Annotated in this window: 14 protein-coding genes and 1 riboswitch; of the genes, 8 read left to right on the forward strand and 6 right to left on the reverse strand. The window is 45.8% G+C overall.

The features are described 5' to 3' along the window. Positions 1-335 precede the first annotated feature (335 nt). The 3 genes from MHI51_RS00545 to MHI51_RS00555 form a co-directional block, all read right to left on the reverse strand. Positions 336-764 carry a C40 family peptidase gene (locus MHI51_RS00545; RefSeq protein WP_076130394.1) on the reverse strand — a complete coding sequence of 143 codons (429 nt, stop codon included), beginning with the start codon at positions 762-764 and terminating at the stop codon, positions 336-338. Positions 765-821: 57 nt separating this feature from the next. After that, positions 822-960, reverse strand: a riboswitch (cyclic di-AMP (ydaO/yuaA leader). A gap of 218 nt (positions 961-1178) precedes the next feature. After that, complete coding sequence (locus tag MHI51_RS00550) at positions 1179-2009, reverse strand: hypothetical protein (RefSeq protein ID WP_076187222.1); 831 nt, start codon at positions 2007-2009, stop codon at positions 1179-1181. Between the two features lie 11 nt (positions 2010-2020). Continuing rightward, entirely contained in the window at positions 2021-4027 is a 2007-nt protein-coding gene (locus MHI51_RS00555) for a M1 family metallopeptidase (RefSeq protein ID WP_342410313.1), read from the reverse strand. Between the two features lie 103 nt (positions 4028-4130). On the opposite strand from MHI51_RS00555, the gene MHI51_RS00560 reads away from it, so the two are divergent. Beyond that, a complete protein-coding gene (locus MHI51_RS00560) occupies positions 4131-4637 on the forward strand; it encodes a YwhD family protein (RefSeq protein WP_036679953.1) in 507 nt (168 codons plus the stop codon). 79 nt (positions 4638-4716) lie between these two features. On the opposite strand, the gene MHI51_RS00565 is transcribed toward MHI51_RS00560, so the two are convergent. Together MHI51_RS00565 and MHI51_RS00570 are read right to left on the reverse strand one after the other, a co-directional pair. Then, complete coding sequence (locus MHI51_RS00565; protein WP_038568063.1) at positions 4717-5190, reverse strand: AbrB/MazE/SpoVT family DNA-binding domain-containing protein; 474 nt, start codon at positions 5188-5190, stop codon at positions 4717-4719. A 205-nt stretch (positions 5191-5395) separates the two neighbouring features. After that, positions 5396-7462 carry a transglycosylase domain-containing protein gene (locus MHI51_RS00570; RefSeq protein WP_405173485.1) on the reverse strand — a complete coding sequence of 689 codons (2067 nt, stop codon included), beginning with the start codon at positions 7460-7462 and terminating at the stop codon, positions 5396-5398. 181 nt (positions 7463-7643) lie between these two features. Here MHI51_RS00570 and MHI51_RS00575 point away from each other — a divergent pair, with 181 nt between their 5' ends. The 3 genes from MHI51_RS00575 to argS all read left to right on the forward strand — a co-directional run bounded on the left by MHI51_RS00575 (position 7644) and on the right by argS (position 11536). After that, on the forward strand, positions 7644-8822 hold the full coding sequence (locus tag MHI51_RS00575) for a hypothetical protein (protein ID WP_405173486.1): 1179 nt from the start codon (positions 7644-7646) through the stop codon (positions 8820-8822). Between the two features lie 588 nt (positions 8823-9410). Continuing rightward, positions 9411-9854 carry a DUF1934 domain-containing protein gene (locus tag MHI51_RS00580; protein ID WP_036679946.1) on the forward strand — a complete coding sequence of 148 codons (444 nt, stop codon included), beginning with the start codon at positions 9411-9413 and terminating at the stop codon, positions 9852-9854. Further along, positions 9851-11536: an arginine--tRNA ligase gene (gene argS / locus MHI51_RS00585; RefSeq protein ID WP_036679944.1), complete on the forward strand. Its 1686-nt coding sequence runs from the start codon at positions 9851-9853 to the stop codon at positions 11534-11536. The genes MHI51_RS00580 and argS overlap by 4 nt, the downstream gene beginning before the upstream one ends. 127 nt (positions 11537-11663) lie before the next feature. Here argS and MHI51_RS00590 read toward each other — a convergent pair whose 3' ends face one another. Then, positions 11664-12830, reverse strand: a complete 1167-nt coding sequence (locus MHI51_RS00590) for a S8 family peptidase (RefSeq protein ID WP_076278006.1) — start codon at positions 12828-12830, stop codon at positions 11664-11666. Between the two features lie 460 nt (positions 12831-13290). Here MHI51_RS00590 and rpoE point away from each other — a divergent pair, with 460 nt between their 5' ends. The 4 genes from rpoE (at position 13291) to fba (ending at position 17490) form a co-directional block, all read left to right on the forward strand. Beyond that, positions 13291-13839: a DNA-directed RNA polymerase subunit delta gene (gene rpoE / locus MHI51_RS00595; protein WP_036679939.1), complete on the forward strand. Its 549-nt coding sequence runs from the start codon at positions 13291-13293 to the stop codon at positions 13837-13839. Between the two features lie 324 nt (positions 13840-14163). Next, entirely contained in the window at positions 14164-15771 is a 1608-nt protein-coding gene (locus MHI51_RS00600; RefSeq protein ID WP_076130377.1) for a CTP synthase, read from the forward strand. 270 nt (positions 15772-16041) lie between these two features. Next, positions 16042-16428 carry a response regulator gene (locus tag MHI51_RS00605; RefSeq protein WP_036679935.1) on the forward strand — a complete coding sequence of 129 codons (387 nt, stop codon included), beginning with the start codon at positions 16042-16044 and terminating at the stop codon, positions 16426-16428. Positions 16429-16635: 207 nt separating this feature from the next. Beyond that, positions 16636-17490, forward strand: coding sequence for a class II fructose-1,6-bisphosphate aldolase (gene fba / locus MHI51_RS00610; protein WP_036679934.1), 855 nt, complete (start codon positions 16636-16638; stop codon positions 17488-17490). Positions 17491-17529 lie beyond the last annotated feature (39 nt).

The following is a 17529-nucleotide window of genomic DNA, read 5'->3' on the forward strand; positions in this document are numbered from 1 at the left end:
GACAAAACCTTTGTAAATAACAACTTAATGATTACAAAAATGTTACTAAAATCTCACTGCGCTAATTGTAACAAACAGAAAGCCGCTTGGCAATCGTTTTTAACATATTAATGCAGAAAAATTGGCATTTTTACGGTAGAAAGGCATATGTAAGCGTTAATAATGACCTAATTTTTAATATAATTGCAATTTTTATCAAATAAACGTGTTTCAATTGGGCTCTAATAGTGTAAAAATATATTATGGAAAAAAGAAAAACCCGAATTTGATTACGGGCATAATCAGATTCAGGTTCATATAGTTGTAATTATGAGGTTATAGTTGTGAGGAAGGTTTCAATCGAAGGCTACAGCTTGATAAGCTGAAGTACTCATTACTCTTTTAGCGCCAACATAACGATTGGCCCAGTAGGCCTGACTGAGTGAAGTGATGGTTACTCCACGCGAAGAGGACGATTGTGCGAATTTTCCGTTTCCAACATAAATGCCGACATGGGATACTCCATTGCCAAGTGTGTTAAAGAACACTAGATCACCAGAACGCAGATTGCTTTTGGATACAGCAGTTCCAACGCTATATTGAGCTTTTGATGTACGAGGTAAAGTAAGACCTACATTCTTGAATACATATTTTGTAAATCCAGAGCAATCAAATCCGGCAGTGCTTGTACCTCCGGTTTTATAGGCAACTCCAATAGTCTTTGAGATTACAGTGTCCATCTTAGAGTCGGCAAAGGCGCTTCCTCCACCAATAGATAATGCCATTACAAGTCCTAGCGCCGCAGCGACGCATTTTTTTCTTAAATTATGTCTTTTCAAAAGATGTACTCCTTCCAAGGCCTGCGAGGTTAGCTTAAGGGTTCGGTAGAAGATTCCCTATGATCCCTGTAAAGCGAGATCAATTCACCCAAAATATGGTTCCCCCACTTCCCGGTGCAAAGGAATTAGGCGTGTTAAGCACCAAGAGAATGACGTTTCGACAGTTACACTTACGATAAATACATTTAGTTATGTAGGAATCGTTTCAATTGATTACAAAATTGTTACTAATAGCACAGGACTTATTGTAACAGAGCTTTTATGATTTTGCAAATACTCTTCAGTTATCCGTAATGAGAAAAAGTCCCAGCTCCTGAATACAGGAATTGGGACCTTTTTATTATGTCAAATAAGGTTAATTTATTGTGGAAATGCTTTGCTACACCATAGATGATATTGTGCAGAGATTCCCCACATTTTTAAGAGCGTAGAAGGTAGTGGTGAGATTTGCCGTATTATAAGTGCCGGCAGGCCGGGACAGAACAGACCCGTCAGTCCGCACACTAGCAGTAAGAGCAAGCCTCCCGCACCAAGTACAATGGAAACACCTATAGCAGGAATCAGTGACCGCAAGCAGATGAACAGTGAGGAGAACATTCCTGTACCGCCGGTGTAACCAAACTGCATATATAGAAGAAACAGGCGCACGATAAAAATATATATAAGCCATGCCAATACGTATGGTACTAAATGAAGTAACAAAGTGTAGTTAAACAAAGAGGATAAGAACAGCCCGTACATTTTTGGAGCAAGCCAGTAAAGCGGCAGCAGGGTCAGAACCCATTCGATTAGGCTAAAGACTAAGACAGGTAGTCCATAGATCTTCATGCCGGGGAAAAAGAACAGTCCGCGCTCGCCCCTTCGCTCCTGGTGGAGCTCATGCAGCAATCCTGCCCTTATGAAAGGAGAAAGCAGAAGTCGCAAGACAACAAGTCCTAGAAGCATCCATAACCAAGTGCGTATCGCAGGGTCAGTATTCAAGCTGAACTGTCCCTCGATATAATACAACAGTCTGCCCATACCGCTGCCGCCGGCGTCTTTATCTGGATAGCGCAGTAGAATTGGAATAATAGCAGATCGGATGAAACCATACATAAAGTAGCCCCAGAGCAGTCGGTAGATGAAGAGCAGAATTAAAATATAAAATTGCTCCTTCATGCTTTGCCAGCCGCGGGTTATCGATGTTCTCACAATCATTCACCTCACCAGACAAGAGTTCCGAGCACGGTTTCAAGTAGTTTAGTTACACTTAACGTCCAGCGAGAGAGCGTCTTGTGCTCTATTTCCGCCAGCCTAAAGTTGTTTAAATGTTTGCTCTCCAATAAGATGGAATGCTCAGGGTCAATCTCAGCAGAGAGAAGAGGCTTATCGCTTAACAATTGAAACGTAGTCTCTGCTCCTTCACCGTTCCAGACCCGCTGCACCGAAGAGCTGTCGGCGAATGTGAATTTCACGGGAACATCAACGTAATGGCTCCCTTTATTTGAAATCTTCACTAATGATTCGTAGCTTTGAGCATCGCCGCTGTTATTTTTTTTAAAAGTAATCGTATCTACTGAGAAGTCAGGCGCCCCATCGCCATAAATGTAATCATCGAAATATGCCTGCCATGATTTTTTGGTTACCTTCTCAACCACTTTCTGAAAATCTGCCGTAGCGGGATGCTGGAAACGGAACTTACGAGCGTAGGAGGACATGATGTTGTTCATTGCTTTGGTACCTACCTGGCGTTCGATATCTTTAAGTACAAGCTTGCCGCGGATATAAACATTTCGGCTATAGGAATCCGCCCCTGCATATTTCCACGTTTCCAGATTTAACGGCTCAGGTATAGTTACCAGGCTGGCCTGTAAAGGCAAATTAGACTTGATACCGTATTCTTGTTCCATAAGTCTGTCTTCGGCATAGGAAGTAAAGCTTTCATCCAGCCAAGCCTCCTCGAATTCATTGCTGGCTACCATACCGTAGAAGTATTGATGGCCGATCTCATGAATGACGGTTCTTTCAAGTGAGGTATCTGGAGAAGAATCCGCGGCCCCAAAGGCTGTAATAAGGGTAGGATATTCCATTCCTCCCGCGCCGTTTCCCTCCTTAGGTGGGACGATAATAGACAGCGTAGAGTAGGGATAAGGGCCATACCATTTGCTGAAGTAGGTCAGGGCAGCCTTGGCAGCTTGAAGGTAACGCTCTTGTAAGTCTTTGTGCAGAGGGTCGAGATACACCTTAATTCGCACTCCAGGCACCTCCGGCGTAGAGAAAGCTTCCTCTGCTACTGTAAAATCAGGGGATGCAGCCCAAGCGAAATCGTGGACATCATCGGCGTAGAACTGATATATTTTCTGATCTTGTTTGAGCTTGGCATTTTTTACAGGAAATCCGGTCGCTGCCACCGTATAGTTGGAAGGAACGGAAATCGTTACATTAAAGATGCCAAAATCACTGTAAAACTCAGAAGTTCCGTGATACTGATGCAGGTCCCAGCCTTCTTCTTTAACTCCGCGCGTGCCCTTAGGCTCGTATACACTAAGCTTAGGAAACCATTGCCCAGCCATAACGAAGTTACCTGAAGCACCCATGCGAGCAAAGATTTTGGGCAGCTGGACTTCATACTGAAGCTTAAGTGTTACACTTTCCCCACCATTAACAGGCTGAGGAAGATGTACCTTTAGGAGTGTCTTATCGTTGATATTGCCGTCATCAGGTTGGACATATTGCACTCTTTGCATTAGCGAAGTTCCTTCTGTCGTGCGCAGATCGGTCAGCGTCATATTTCCGAAGCCGTTCTCAGGCATGCTGTCGCCTCTGAGCGTCCCCCCGGATTCCTTCATAAAGGTGGTATCTGATGAGGCAAATGCATTTGGATACATGTGAAAATATAAATCACTTACTGGCTTTACTCCGGGGTGTGTCCAGGTTACTGTCTCAGAAGCTTTTAAGGTTTCTGTGTCAGGAACAAGCTGGACATCAATGTGATACTCGACTACCCGCTGGCTTAAAGCCTCCTCTGCCGGGACGGGTGCGCTCTCAGGCAATACCTGCTGTGGTACGGCTGCAGGCGCTGTGCCGCTGGAGGACTTGGCCTCTTTTGAAGCAAAGCTAGTAACAGAAGCTGTTGAGCTATCTCCTGAAAAGGCCCATATTCCTCCTCCCAGCAGCGCGAGGATGGCCAGGGTCGCAAAGATGATGTACTTTAATGACAGTGACTTCATAGTGTGATTCCTCCCGTGACAAGCATCTACGGGATGTATATGTTTGCAATCGCCGCATTATTAGCTAAAATTAAATTATTCGTAAGAGGAAGGGTGTGCACTCGTGGACAACATACAACCGGAGGGCAAGAAACAGATTGCCTTAAATATTGTGAACGCTAAAAGTAAACATAAAGGCTTTGGAGCAGGCTCTATAGATCTCAACAACGTTTCACCTGTCATTATTGATGGTGATGTGGCGGTTATTGATATCGGTGCCATGCATGCCAAGAGCAAGGTGGAAAAAGGAATTAAATTTTCCATGAATCGTGAAGATGTACCGAATGGAAGACAGGTTTGGGTGGTATGGGTAGCGGTAGACCGTACATTGGAAGCTCAATTTTATGGTGGAATCACAGCCTGTGAAATGTGGATTGATACAGAAGCGCGCCGCGGATGGAAAATTCTTGCCGAGCATGTCAATAAGCTGGATGCAGCTCTTAAACGCAAGATCGATGTGGCAGGGCTTGGAGCCATTGAGAAGTCGGCGCTCAAATCCCTTCTGATCTCTCATAATGAAGCATGGTGGAATGCATCCTCAGATGAGCTTAAAGCTGCACTGACTGAATAGTATAGGAGCCTCCAGAAGGGTTATCCGATATAAAAAAAGCTTCGACCTCCGGAAACAGGAGCGTCGAAGCTTTTTTAATTTATGATTTGCTTGTACTGCTAAGCTTGCGTTTGAGCTGACTCACTCTGGCTTGGCTAATCCCGAGGATTTCTGCAAGTTCTTTTTGGTTGGCATAGGGATGATCTTCAATAGCTTGTTCCAGACGTTGGCACATTTCCTCTGTCTTCGACTTTCGGATGCTGGTGTTGTGCTCTGGTGCCTCAACAACAAAATCCTCACGTGACTCTGGCAATTGAGACATGCGTTCAGGATCGACAATTTCTTTTAGACAGCTGCTACAAATAAACTGCTCTTTATAGTAGGTGACATGGTCGTGGCTTCTGCAAAATGTACACTCTGTCGAGGTGTACTTCCTAAGGACGATGATTTTTTCGTCTAAAACAAAAAATTCGATAGGATCACCAATGTCGATATTACGCGTCATACGGATTTCTGCGGGAACCACAATTCTCCCAAGACTGTCTAAACTCCGGATCATGCCTGTATCCTTCATCCCATGTCCCTCATTTACATCATTATATTTTGGTTTCTAATAACTATTATAGCAGTAATTGTGAGTTAAGAGAATGGGGTAAGCATAATAAATAAAACGGTTACATCCCTTATGCGACAAGTGATATTTGAATTTAGAAATCCTGTTGTTACTACAATATATGACTTATAAAAAAAGAAAAACCCCTTCAATATAAATGAAGAGGCTAATTCAACCACCAGCGTTTAATGTTCTTCCATAGGGAACGATTCTCTTCAGCAGGATCTACCTTGCTTTGTGTGTCATCGACAGCAGGAGCGGCGCCAGTTCCATGCAATTCGCAGTATTCGGTGGGCTCAGTTCCACTAATAAAGGTTTCCAGTTCTTTGTCGGGACATGCTGCTGTAGCAAGTTTACCGGATTGCGGATTGACGTATACGCTGACCACTCCATCTGGAATGGGGAAAATTTTTGGAGGGACATTTTCCAGCGCTTTTTCAGTAAATTGGGCGAAAATAGGAGCCGCACGCCGTCCGTCGGTAGTTGCGATGTCGCGCCCCTTGTCGTATCCAACCCAGACGGCCGTGGATAGCTCCGGGGTGAATCCTACCATCCAGCCATCTGTATCCGTAGTGCCGGTCTTGCCGGCTACCGGACGTTTGATTATGGAAGCCACGCGATTGCCCGTCCCCCCAGTCTCGAATACCCCCTCCATTAAACGAGTCAGGACATAGGCAGCTGAAGGTTCTACGACGGTTACTCCTTTGGGTTGAGGTGCTTCATACAGGACCATGCCATTTGAATCGGTTATTTTTAGAATGGCTGTGGTCGGCATTTTCTGACCGCTGTTTCCAATTACAGAAAAAGCCGCAGCCATTTCAAGCGGACTGATCGGTGAAGTGCCTAGTGCCAGCGAAGGTACGCTTTGAAGTGGACTGTCAATGCCCATCTTCGCAGCCATTTCGCTCACTTTATCCGCGCCGATCTTCATAATTGTATTAACAGCATAGATATTGTCCGATGCTGCGATAGCTTGCCGCATATTAATTTCACCCAGATACTTATCCCCAAAGTTTCGGGGCTGATACGTTTTGCGGTTGTTATCATAATGAAACATCGTTGGCTGACTATTGAAGACCGAAAGTCCTGTCATCTCTTTGGAAGAGAGTGCGGCCAAATACATAATCGGCTTAAAGGAAGAACCCGGCTGGCGTGTGGTGGCCAAAGCATGATTGTACTGGTTGGTACGATAATTTTTTCCGCCGACCATTGCTTTGATGTAACCGGTGCGAGGATCGATGGATACAAGCGCAGTCTCCAGATCACTAGTTTGATCCATCTCTGTGTCAACGGCATTTTCTGCGGCATGCTGCATGTCAGGGTCAAGGGTGGTATAGACATTTAGTCCGCCTTGCTCCAGCTCATCATTACTGATGTGGAGCGATTCTATAGCCAAATTGCGGATATAATCCCGGAAATAAGGCGCAGCTACAAGCGTATCCTTTTGCCCTTGCGGCTTGAAGTTTAAGTTCTCTTGGACAGCTTGTCCGGCTTCTTCCTGAGTGATATTACCTAAATTCGCCATGACGGTCAGGATGATTCTCTGGCGCTTTTTAGCATTATCGATGTGGTTGTATGGTGAATAATAGGTAGGTCCCTTTGGAATTCCAGCCAGCATGGTACTCTCTGCCAGGTCTAAATCAGCTGCAGATTTACCAAAATACATCCGTGAGGCTGCTTCAATGCCGTAAGCACCGTGGCCATAATAGATATTATTTAAATACATGTTCAGAATTTCATCTTTGCTGTATTTCATCTCCAGCTGCATCGTATAGACAGCTTCTTTAGCCTTGCGCGTCCACGTTTTTTCATGGGATAGGTAGAGGTTACGTGCGAGCTGTTGAGTTAGCGTACTAGCACCCTGCGACCGGTTCCCCTCTTCCAGATTGACAAGAACAGCTCGTGCCATCCCTTTCAGATCAAATCCGGAATGCTCATAAAATTTACGATCCTCGACTGATAGTGTAGCTTCAATGAGCAGGGGAGAAATTTGACTTAATTTGACGGGTTCACGGCTGCGGCCGTCTGAGGTAAAGGTGGCAAGAACATTGCCCCGGGAGTCAAACAGCTTGGAGCGCACATCATCGCTAATCGGTGGAAGATCTTTTTGATATAGATAACCGAGCAGAGCTCCGGTGGTTATTACAAATAATATGATCAAGGCTGCCAGCAGCCGAAATAAACGCCGGAAGCGGCTTTTTCGTTTCGGTGGATTCGTTGATTCGCGTGTCATGGCACCAGACTCCTTTCTTTCATATTATGGGGAAGGATCTGGAAGGATATTCATTAGGGATATGGAGGGTAACAAATTGTTTCTATTTTGTGATTGTTTAAGGTAGATAGGGTATCCTCTCTGGCGGTATAACAGAGTAGGGATTGTGAGTAAGGGTATATACATATTAGGAGGTGTCATCATGAAATGGACGAAAAGGATTCATAAGACGACAATAACCGCCCTCTCGGCGACGCTTATTATGGTTTCAGGCTGGAGTGCACCTGTAACTTCTGTACATGCTGCACCAGCACCAGCGACTTGCGGCACGGGAGATCACGGCTTGCTACAGGCCCTGCAAAACAAGCATTCAGGCGATGTATCCACACCGCTTAGCTTTTCTGATGTTCAGTTTTTGAATGGGAATATTGGACGGGCAGCAGGTAATGGATTTATGATTGGTACCTCTGACGGAGGTTGCCATTTTCAAGAGATCTATCAAGGCCAATGGAGCTTCAAACAATTCGATTTTCCCGATAATGTACATGGCTTTGCTCTTGCTTCTGTAGAGGAGGGGCAGGCTCAATATTTAATTGGTACCTCTAACGGTGGCTCGGAGTGGAAGAGACTTTCGAACAATGCCGTCAGCTTTGAAAGAATAAATTTTATCGATAGTAAGAAAGGTTTTGCTTATGAGAGAGCCGCCACGTTTTACACCAAAGACGGGGGGCTGAGCTGGAGTAAAATTTCCACCCCACCCAATACACGAGGCGCTTATTTTAGTGACCGGAATACCGGCTGGGCGGTTGTAATCGTGCCGGGAAGCGGATATCGGGTAATGAAGACCACAGATGGAGGGGGAACTTGGAGCCTTTCATTGAAGGCGGCTTTTGCCGAGCCCGAGTTTGGACAAATCTCCGCTAAGGGAGATCAGGTCGCTGTATTGCTCTATGGCGGTACGGGGATGAGTCAGACCTCTTACTCGCTGTATGAAAGTGCGAACAGGGGGAAAAGTTGGAATCGTGTGATCGCTCAGGAAACTGCCGGCGGCGGACCTGCGCCAGGCAGTGGCAAGGCTGAATTCAATAAAGGGCCAGCCGCTGGCAAACCCGGGAATCTGCAGCTTGTGGGAAACAGCACATCTTTTTTAGTGGGATTTTCCCCAGCAGCAGAGAAAGTGGCAGTTGGACGCTCTTATAACGGCGGTAAGCAATGGGCTAATCTTCCGGAGCTCGCTGGTTATGACGGGGTAACTTCCTTTACTAGTAATAAAGAGGGCTGGCTCGCCATCCATGAGCTTGATTACTCTTCCTTGTATGTGACCAAAGACGGCGGAGCTTCATGGGAACGCAGGTTTTCTTTAAAAGTGATGACCCAATAATTCTCTTCAATAAAAAATATAAGGGTCCGAAGTATTGTAAACATCGCAAATAGGCTGCTCTGTATTTTTTATCCTTGGTTGCTTGCTTGAATAGTACCCTTATCAGTGGCCTTATCAGATCCCTCATCCTCGGAGGGGTACGGACCCAGTTGACGTTATTTGCAAATTTTCGGCCTTTGGGATAGGGTTTCGGACTCCAGTAACACTATTCCCTAGAAAGAGGTTCAAATGGGTTGTTTTTTATGCCAATAGCGACTAAGGGGTCCGTTATCACACCGAATATGGAATCATCCTGCGTTTAGGGTCATCTATGTCCGATAGGTGCTTGGTAGGTGCAAATATTATCGAAGTAAATGATATACATAGAGAATGGACGTTCAAAGTGTGCTTTTAATCATCAATATGGTAATATTTTATGTGCTTATGAAGATATGCTTGATTCTGTATTGAAATGCTTCTTTGAACTGGATTATAGTGTACAATGGGAAAGCGAAATAGGCCTTTGATTAATATAAAAATGTTTAAGCTTTGCCATTAGACGTTTTTCTTATGCAGAATGCAGAGGCTTGCAGAATGGAGGAACGTGTGATGCCTGAAATACAGTCTGACAAATATGATGTCTCTATAACGCTCGTGAGCCTTCAAGATGGTCAGCGAAATGTTATGGAAGCGAATGGAGAAGTAACATCCAAGGGACCGCATCTATATATTCAATATGAAGAATTAGAGCAGGGTCCTCGCGGAGAGGAAGTTTCTGTTCGTACAACGATAAAGATTGCAGGCAATCAACTGAAGCTAATCCGCCATGGCGGGATTCAGTCGGAGCAGAGCTTTGAAGCTGGACGGCGTCTGCCAGGATTCTACCGCTCGCCATATACTCAGTTCAATCTTTCTACGGAAACGAACAAGCTGGAAGTTGTGCGCGAAGGGCGTTCTTTAACGGTTGCCTGGGAATATGATTTGTACGTTTACGAGGAATTGACAGGAAAGTTCGCTATTAGTTTGCATATACAGGAGGAACCGAAATTATGACACATAGTAAGAATCCGTTAGAGCTTGTAAATGAACGGGTAAAAGAAGCCATCGCCGATGCGATTGTGAATGCTGGGCTGGTTGCACCGGAAGAGGTTCCGGATATTGTACTTGAAGTACCAAGAGATAAGGCGCATGGTGATTTGGCTACGAACGCTGCTATGCAGCTGACCAAAATTGCTAAACGTAATCCACGCCAGATTGCTGAAGCTATTATTGAGCATTTGGATACGAGCCGAGCTTCTATTGAGAAAGCGGAGATTGCAGGACCAGGCTTTATTAACTTTACCCTGTCTAAGAATTACTTGTACCCAATCATCAGCCTTGTTGCTGAGCAGGGGGATGACTATGGCCGTATTAATCTGGGTCAAGGTCAGAAGGTTGAAATGGAGTTCGTCAGTGCCAATCCAACGGGTAGCCTACATTTAGGGCATGCCCGTGGTGCTGCTGTCGGTGATGCGCTGTGTAATGTGCTCGATTATGCAGGTTATGAGGTGACCCGGGAATATTATATTAATGATGCCGGTAACCAAGTGGCTAATCTGTGTAAATCCATTGAAACCAGATACCTGCAGGAGCTGGGTCAAGAGGCAGAAATGCCGGAAGATGGTTACCATGGTGAGGATATTAAGGGTTTTGCGAAGGAGCTTGTGGCAGAAAAGGGCGATACCTTGCTCGAGATGAGCCCTAGTGAGCGCGCTGCTTTTTTCCGGACCTATGGACTTAATAAAGAGTTGGATAAAATTAAACGTGATCTAGGTCTTTTCCGTGTAAACTTCGATATCTGGTTCAGTGAAACTTCGCTGTATGAGAACGGAGAAGTACTGCGCTCGCTGGACGAGCTCCGTGATCGTGGAGAAGTGTACGAGCAAGATGGGGCAACCTGGCTGCAAACGACAAAATACGGGGATGATAAAGACCGTGTCTTGATCAAAAATGATGGCACATATACCTACCTTACCCCGGATATTGCTTATCACAGCGATAAGTATGGCCGTGGTTACGATAAAATGATTAACATTTGGGGCGCTGATCACCATGGTTATATTCCGCGGATGAAGGCGGCAATGTCAGCACTTGGCAATGATCCTGAGAAGTTAGTGGTTCTGATTGCTCAGATGGTCAGCCTGTTCCAGAATGGTGAAAAGGTCAAAATGTCCAAACGTACCGGCAAAGCGGTTACGATGGAAGATTTGATGGAGGAAGTAGGAATCGATGCGATTCGTTATTTCTTCACCATGCGCAGCATGGATTCTCATCTTGATTTCGATATGGATTTGGCGATCTCTACTTCTAATGAAAATCCTGTATTCTATGTTCAATATGCGCATGCGCGTATTTGCAGTATTTTCCGTCAGGCAGAGGAGCAAGGGATTTCTATCCCTGATTACGCGGAAATTGACTTCTCCAAGCTGACAGCAGTGCATGAATATGACCTGCTGCGCAAAATTGGTGAGCTCCCGGCAGAAATCGCTGTTGCGGCTGAAGGTTATGCTCCACATCGCCTCATCCGTTATGTATATGAGCTGGCTGCGATGTTCCACAGTTATTACAAAGCTGAACGTGTAATTACTGAGGATGCTGCTCAAACCGTGGCGCGTCTTGCACTGCTGGGCGCAACACGTACTACTATTGCCAATGTACTGCGTCTTGTCGGAGTTTCTGCACCGGATCGCATGTAAATCAACAGCAAACGACAAAAAATCCGCCTTCCGGTTTCCTGGGGGGCGGATTTTTCTTTGCTGCCGTTCTTCGCACCGGCATCAGCTGCGCTAACGTCAGAGTGACCCACCCGGTGCCCGGGCGGGTCTACACGTTCGCGGAGACCGAACGCTTCGCCCTTACTCCTGCTCTCAGCAGGCGTAGGGCATCGGCAGAGCCGCCGCCTAGGGATGCGCGGCGCTGCCCCTTACGCAGCCGCACCGGGGACGCGGTGCGGCGCAAGAGCAGCTTCAGCTCCCTTGGCGTGAGGCCCGGTCGCAGTGCGAGCAGCAGTGCTGCGGCTCCCGTGACATGCGAGGTCGCCATGGAGGTGCCGCTCATTTCTTTGTAGCCCTCCTTCAGCCAGCAGGAGGGCACGCCTTCGCCGGGCGCGTATACATCGATATATGAACCGCGATTGCTGAAGCCGGCAACCCGGTGTCTTTTATCGATGGCGCCCACGGCTATCGTCTCGGGATAACGTGCAGGATAGTCCCCGCCACGTTTGCCGTCATTCCCAGAGGAGGCAATGACGGCGATTCCGGCCCGATACGCTTTTATAACCACATTGTGGAGCGCCTTGCTTCTAGTCTTCATTCCAAAGCTCATATTAATGACGTCGATTCGGTTCTGCACACACCAATCAATACCTAGCACAATATCGGATACATAGGCTGATCCACTATGATCAAAAGCCTTGACTGGATATAGCAGCGCTCGCGGCGCCACTCCCATCATTCCGCGATTCCCCCCTGCTGCCGCTAAGGTTCCGGCGATATGAGTTCCGTGCCCATTATCATCCAGCGGCAGCATTCCGCGGTGTAGTAGGTTGACTCCAGTGGCTAATGAATGCTTCAGATCGGGATGACGGTAATCCGCGCCGGTGTCAATGACGCCGATTTTGACGTGAACTCCGGTTGATTTAGACCATGCCTGAGGAGCATGAATCGCTTTCACCCCCCATGGGAGCGCTGCAATTCCGCTTTTTTCGTTAGCTATGGAATGGATTTGGATTTGCAGATCGTCTTCGACATTTAGAAGGTCTGTAAATCGGTTCATCAGCTTTCCGGCGGCAGCGGGCACGAAGAAGGCCCGAATCAGCGGAGATACCTGTACTTGCCGCAGCTCGGGCTGCTTTGCTTTTAGAGCCTTCCATTGGGAGAAAGCTCCGGCATACTGGCGGGGATCGTTGAAGGTAAGAATACGCCGCTCACCATTTTTGGGAGCAACCGATATTTCTTCAAGAAGCATGTTCCAAAATTTGTAATAGTCCATAGGTTTCGCTGTCCCTCCTCGGTGCCCTGCTGCCATATTGTATGAGCGGAGGGAGGGGTCCGAATGGGAACTTGCCCTTTTTTAAGGAAATGGGCTGCCCAGCGTGTCAAAAGACGGCGCTTTACATAAAATAAACAGAAGAGATTAAAACTCTCTTTGTAACATCCCGTAAGGAGCCGATCCTTGGCGTGGATACAGTCATGCGCGGAGGTCTTCCTCCGCCTTTTTAAATCCCATTTCTAAAAACTTTGGGTGCGGCGAACCTTGCTACAATTACATATCAACTCTTCTTGATGAAGACAGGTTTCCTGTATGGATAATAAGCAGGAGGCTTTTTCTGTTGGGCGGTTCTTGCATTTGACTTGCATTTTGTTGTTAAATAGGTTTTACTTAGTTTTGTTAATGGATATTATTGAAATAAACCGTAATGTGAACAATGCGTGAGAGGAAGTGTCCTTTAGTGAGTACGCCACTCAATTTAAAGCTAGACCCTGAGAAAGTTAAAGAAATGCCAATGGTGGATCTTGCCTTTCTGGTGCTTAAAGCAGCCAATACACCGTATTATTACCGTGATCTGATGGTCGAGGTAGCCAAGTTACGCGGCATGACCGATCAAGAAAGCCAAGATACTATTGCCCAGTTATATACCGAGATTAACATTGACGGGCGTTTTGCCTGTGTCGGAACCAACCTTTGGGGACTGAAACGCTGGTATCCTCTTGAGCGCTCCGATGATCCGGTTGGTAACACTAAACGGGTGCGCATCATCAACGATGAAGACGATGATTTAGAAGATGACGATTTTGCTGATGAAGAAGAAAACTACACAGCTGAAGAAGAGGATTTCGACGCTATCGATGAAGATCGCGACGACCTCTATTCTGACGACGACAGCGAAGAAGAAGTCGACGAAGATGTCGTGATCGATGAAGATGACATAGACGAAGACGATACGGACGAAGACGATGCAGAAGATGGCGACGATGAAGATTCCGAGGATGACAAGTAAGATCAATAATCAGAGAGTCTTGTCTGTGGCATAATTCCTCCCTTGACAGTGGGGGATCGTCAGAGTAAACTATTGCATGGGCTTATCATGTAAGTTAATAAACGTGTTTTCTAAAATAAAAAGTGCCCCGGTTCTACGGGTGTCACTTTTTTGTTTTTTTAGATGCAAAGTAGCTGTAGATTAATGGAATTTGAGGGATGACCGTTTATGTTTTCCCCGGTGAATTAAACTTTTGATTTCCCCTGTTTTGATGATAGTAAAACGGGTTACGATAAACACCATGTGCCGCTTTTATGTTTGGACTTTATTTAGGAGGGTTTTACAGTGACAAAGTATATTTTTGTAACGGGTGGCGTTGTGTCTTCCCTGGGTAAAGGCATTACCGCCGCTTCGCTGGGCAGGCTGCTCAAGAACAGAGGTCTAAAGGTAACGATTCAGAAATTTGATCCGTATCTTAACGTAGACCCTGGAACAATGAGCCCTTACCAGCACGGAGAAGTCTTCGTAACGGATGACGGTGCAGAGACTGACCTTGACCTTGGGCACTATGAACGGTTTATTGATATCAATCTGTCGAAGAACAGCAATGTGACGACAGGTAAGATCTATTCATCCGTAATCAGCAAGGAACGTCGTGGAGAGTACTTGGGTGGAACTGTACAAGTTATCCCGCATATTACGAATGAGATCAAAGAACGCGTGTTCCGCGCGGGCCGCGAGACCAACTCTGATGTTGTTATCACAGAGATCGGCGGTACTGTAGGGGATATTGAAAGTCTTCCGTTCCTGGAAGCGATTCGTCAAATCAAGAGTGATATTGGCCGGGAAAATGTGATGTATATCCACGTAACCTTGATTCCTTATATCAAGGCTGCTGGAGAAGTGAAGACGAAGCCGACACAGCATAGCGTTAAAGAGCTGCGCAGTATCGGTATTCAACCGAATGTCATCGTGTGCCGTACGGAATATGAGCTTTCCGCAGATATGAAAGCCAAAATCGCACTCTTTTGCGATATTGATGCTAATGCTGTTGTGGAATGCCGCGATGCTTCGACGTTATATGAAGTTCCATTGAACCTTCGTGATGAAGGATTGGACGAGATTGTTGTTAATCATTTGAAGCTTACAACACCTGCGCCAGATATGCGCGAATGGGAAAGTATGCTTAGCCGGATTCAGAAATTAGAGAAGACAGTAGAAATCGCAATTGTAGGTAAGTACGTAGCACTGCATGACGCTTATTTGAGCGTTGTTGAATCACTTTCACACGCAGGTTTTGCTGCGAATGCAGAGGTTAAGATCCGCTGGGTGAATGCAGAGGAAATTACGGATGAGAACGTGGACGAAATGCTGCGTGGTATTGGCGGTATTCTTGTTCCTGGTGGTTTCGGTGATCGGGGAATCGAAGGTAAAATCTCCGCTATTCGTTATGCCCGTGAGCAATTGATACCTTTCTTTGGCATTTGCCTTGGAATGCAGGTTTCTGTAATTGAATATGGCCGTTCTGTTCTTGGACTACAAGGTGCAAACAGCTCCGAAATCGATCCAAATACACAATATCCATTGATTGATTTGCTTCCTGAGCAAAAAGATATTGAAGATATGGGCGGCACTATGCGTCTTGGGTTGTATCCTTGTAAGATTATTCCGGACTCTCTGGCAATGTCTTGCTATGATGATGAACTGGTATATGAGCGTCACCGTCACCGGTATGAGTTCAACAATGCTTACCGTGACGAAATTGAAAAAGCAGGACTGGTTATCTCCGGAACTTCTCCGGATGGCCGTCTAGTTGAGATCGTAGAGCTTCCAGAGCATCCGTGGTTTCTCTCGGTTCAATTCCACCCGGAATTCACTTCACGACCGAACCGCCCGCAACCGCTATTCCGTGAATTTGTCAAAGCCTCTTTGACGCATTCCGAGCAGCAATAATTTATACACAGACAGAAAGAACCCTCGGTTCTTAAATAGTCGAAGAGAGCCTTCATCCGAAGGCTCTCTTTTTGCATTACCCTTTAATAGAAATATTGTAACTGACATTTATTTCATTTTAGACTCTTTATTTACCCATTTTATCCAATTAGCAGGATTTGGACAGTAAAGCACGAATAATAGGTTTCGTATGGAGTAGTTTCTAAAGGGGCCGGTCGCTGTGGAGAGCGCGGTATAGTCAATCTGCCTTAATTTCTGGGAGGGTATCGTATGGAAAAGAAGAAAGTATTAATTGTCGATGATCAGAATGGGATCCGGATTCTTCTTATGGAAGTGTTCAATAGTGAGGGATATACAACATTTCAAGCGGCTAACGGAAAATTGGCATTAGACATTGTTCGCAGCGAGTCACCCGATTTGGTCTTACTCGATATGAAAATACCGGGAATGGATGGACTCGAGATTCTGAAGCATCTAAAGGAGATCAATCCGTCCATTAAGGTCATTATGATGACGGCATATGGTGAACTGGACATGATTAAGGAGGCGACCAAGCTAGGGGCGTTAATGCATTTTACAAAGCCGTTCGACATAGACGAAATGCGCGTAGCGGTAAACATGCATCTTCATAACAAGTCTGTGGATCAATGCAGTTAGAACGGTGATTTCTGTATCGGTCCTATTTCGCGTGGTGACTCCGAAGAGGATGAGTGTAATTGTTATATGGGCTGGATAAAAATCGTCCCACCGGGACATTTTTTTGTTTACCCTATTTAGTATTTGACACAGGATGTGCTATAATAAGCCTGTATGTGATGTCGGTTTAAAAACATAGCCAACCAACATTCTTAGGAGGATGAAACCATGCCATTAGTATCTATGACAGACATGTTGAACAAAGCACTTGAAGGAAAATATGCAGTAGGTCAGTACAACATTAACAACTTGGAGTGGACTCAAGCTATTCTTGGTGCCGCTGAACAAGAAAAATCACCAGTAATCCTTGGTGTATCTGAAGGCGCAGCACGCCACATGGGCGGCTTCACTACTGTTGTTAAAATGGTTGAAGGTCTAATTATTGACATGAATATCACTGTTCCTGTAGCTATCCACCTTGACCATGGATCTAGCTTTGATAAATGTAAAGCAGCAATTGATGCTGGATTTACATCCGTAATGATCGACGGTTCCCATCACCCAATCGATGAGAACATCGATATGACTAAAAAAGTCGTTGAATATGCTCACGCTAAAGGCGTTTCTGTAGAAGCTGAAGTAGGTACTGTTGGTGGACAAGAAGACGACGTTATCGGCGGCATCATGTATGCTAAGCTTGATGAGTGCGTACGTATTGTGAAAGAAACAGGTATCGACACCCTGGCTCCTGCACTTGGTTCTGTTCATGGACCTTACCATGGCGAGCCTAACCTCGGATTCAAAGAAATGGAAGAAATCCGTGACGCTACTAACATCCCAATGGTTCTTCATGGTGGTACAGGTATTCCTGAACATGACATCAAGAAAGCCATCTCCCTGGGTACTTCCAAAATCAACGTGAACACTGAGAATCAAATCGTGTTCGCAAAAGTGGTTCGCGAAGTTCTAGCTGCTAAACCTGATGCTTACGATCCACGTACATTCATCGCACCAGGCCGTGATGCAATCAAAGAAACCGTTATTGGTAAAATTCGCGAATTTGGATCCAACAACAAAGCCTAATCATTGTAGCTTCCGCCTCAGGTGGACAAGCAATTTGTT

Origin of the sequence: Paenibacillus sp. FSL H8-0260 (assembly GCF_045040625.1) — a bacterium.
Taxonomy (GTDB): domain Bacteria; phylum Bacillota; class Bacilli; order Paenibacillales; family Paenibacillaceae; genus Paenibacillus_AQ; species Paenibacillus_AQ odorifer.

Excerpts from the sequence above, each read along its gene's own strand:
- MHI51_RS00545 (WP_076130394.1), bottom strand. The coding sequence starts at position 764 with ATGGCATTATCTATTGGTGGAGGAAGCGCCTTTGCCGACTCTAAGATG.
- MHI51_RS00555 (WP_342410313.1), bottom strand. The coding sequence starts at position 4,027 with ATGAAGTCACTGTCATTAAAGTACATCATCTTTGCGACCCTGGCCATC.
- MHI51_RS00565 (WP_038568063.1), bottom strand. The coding sequence starts at position 5,190 with ATGAAGGATACAGGCATGATCCGGAGTTTAGACAGTCTTGGGAGAATT.
- MHI51_RS00570 (WP_405173485.1), bottom strand. The coding sequence starts at position 7,462 with ATGACACGCGAATCAACGAATCCACCGAAACGAAAAAGCCGCTTCCGG.
- MHI51_RS00575 (WP_405173486.1), top strand. The coding sequence starts at position 7,644 with ATGAAATGGACGAAAAGGATTCATAAGACGACAATAACCGCCCTCTCG.
- MHI51_RS00580 (WP_036679946.1), top strand. The coding sequence starts at position 9,411 with ATGCCTGAAATACAGTCTGACAAATATGATGTCTCTATAACGCTCGTG.
- argS (WP_036679944.1), top strand. The coding sequence starts at position 9,851 with ATGACACATAGTAAGAATCCGTTAGAGCTTGTAAATGAACGGGTAAAA.
- MHI51_RS00590 (WP_076278006.1), bottom strand. The coding sequence starts at position 12,830 with ATGGACTATTACAAATTTTGGAACATGCTTCTTGAAGAAATATCGGTT.
- MHI51_RS00605 (WP_036679935.1), top strand. The coding sequence starts at position 16,042 with ATGGAAAAGAAGAAAGTATTAATTGTCGATGATCAGAATGGGATCCGG.
- fba (WP_036679934.1), top strand. The coding sequence starts at position 16,636 with ATGCCATTAGTATCTATGACAGACATGTTGAACAAAGCACTTGAAGGA.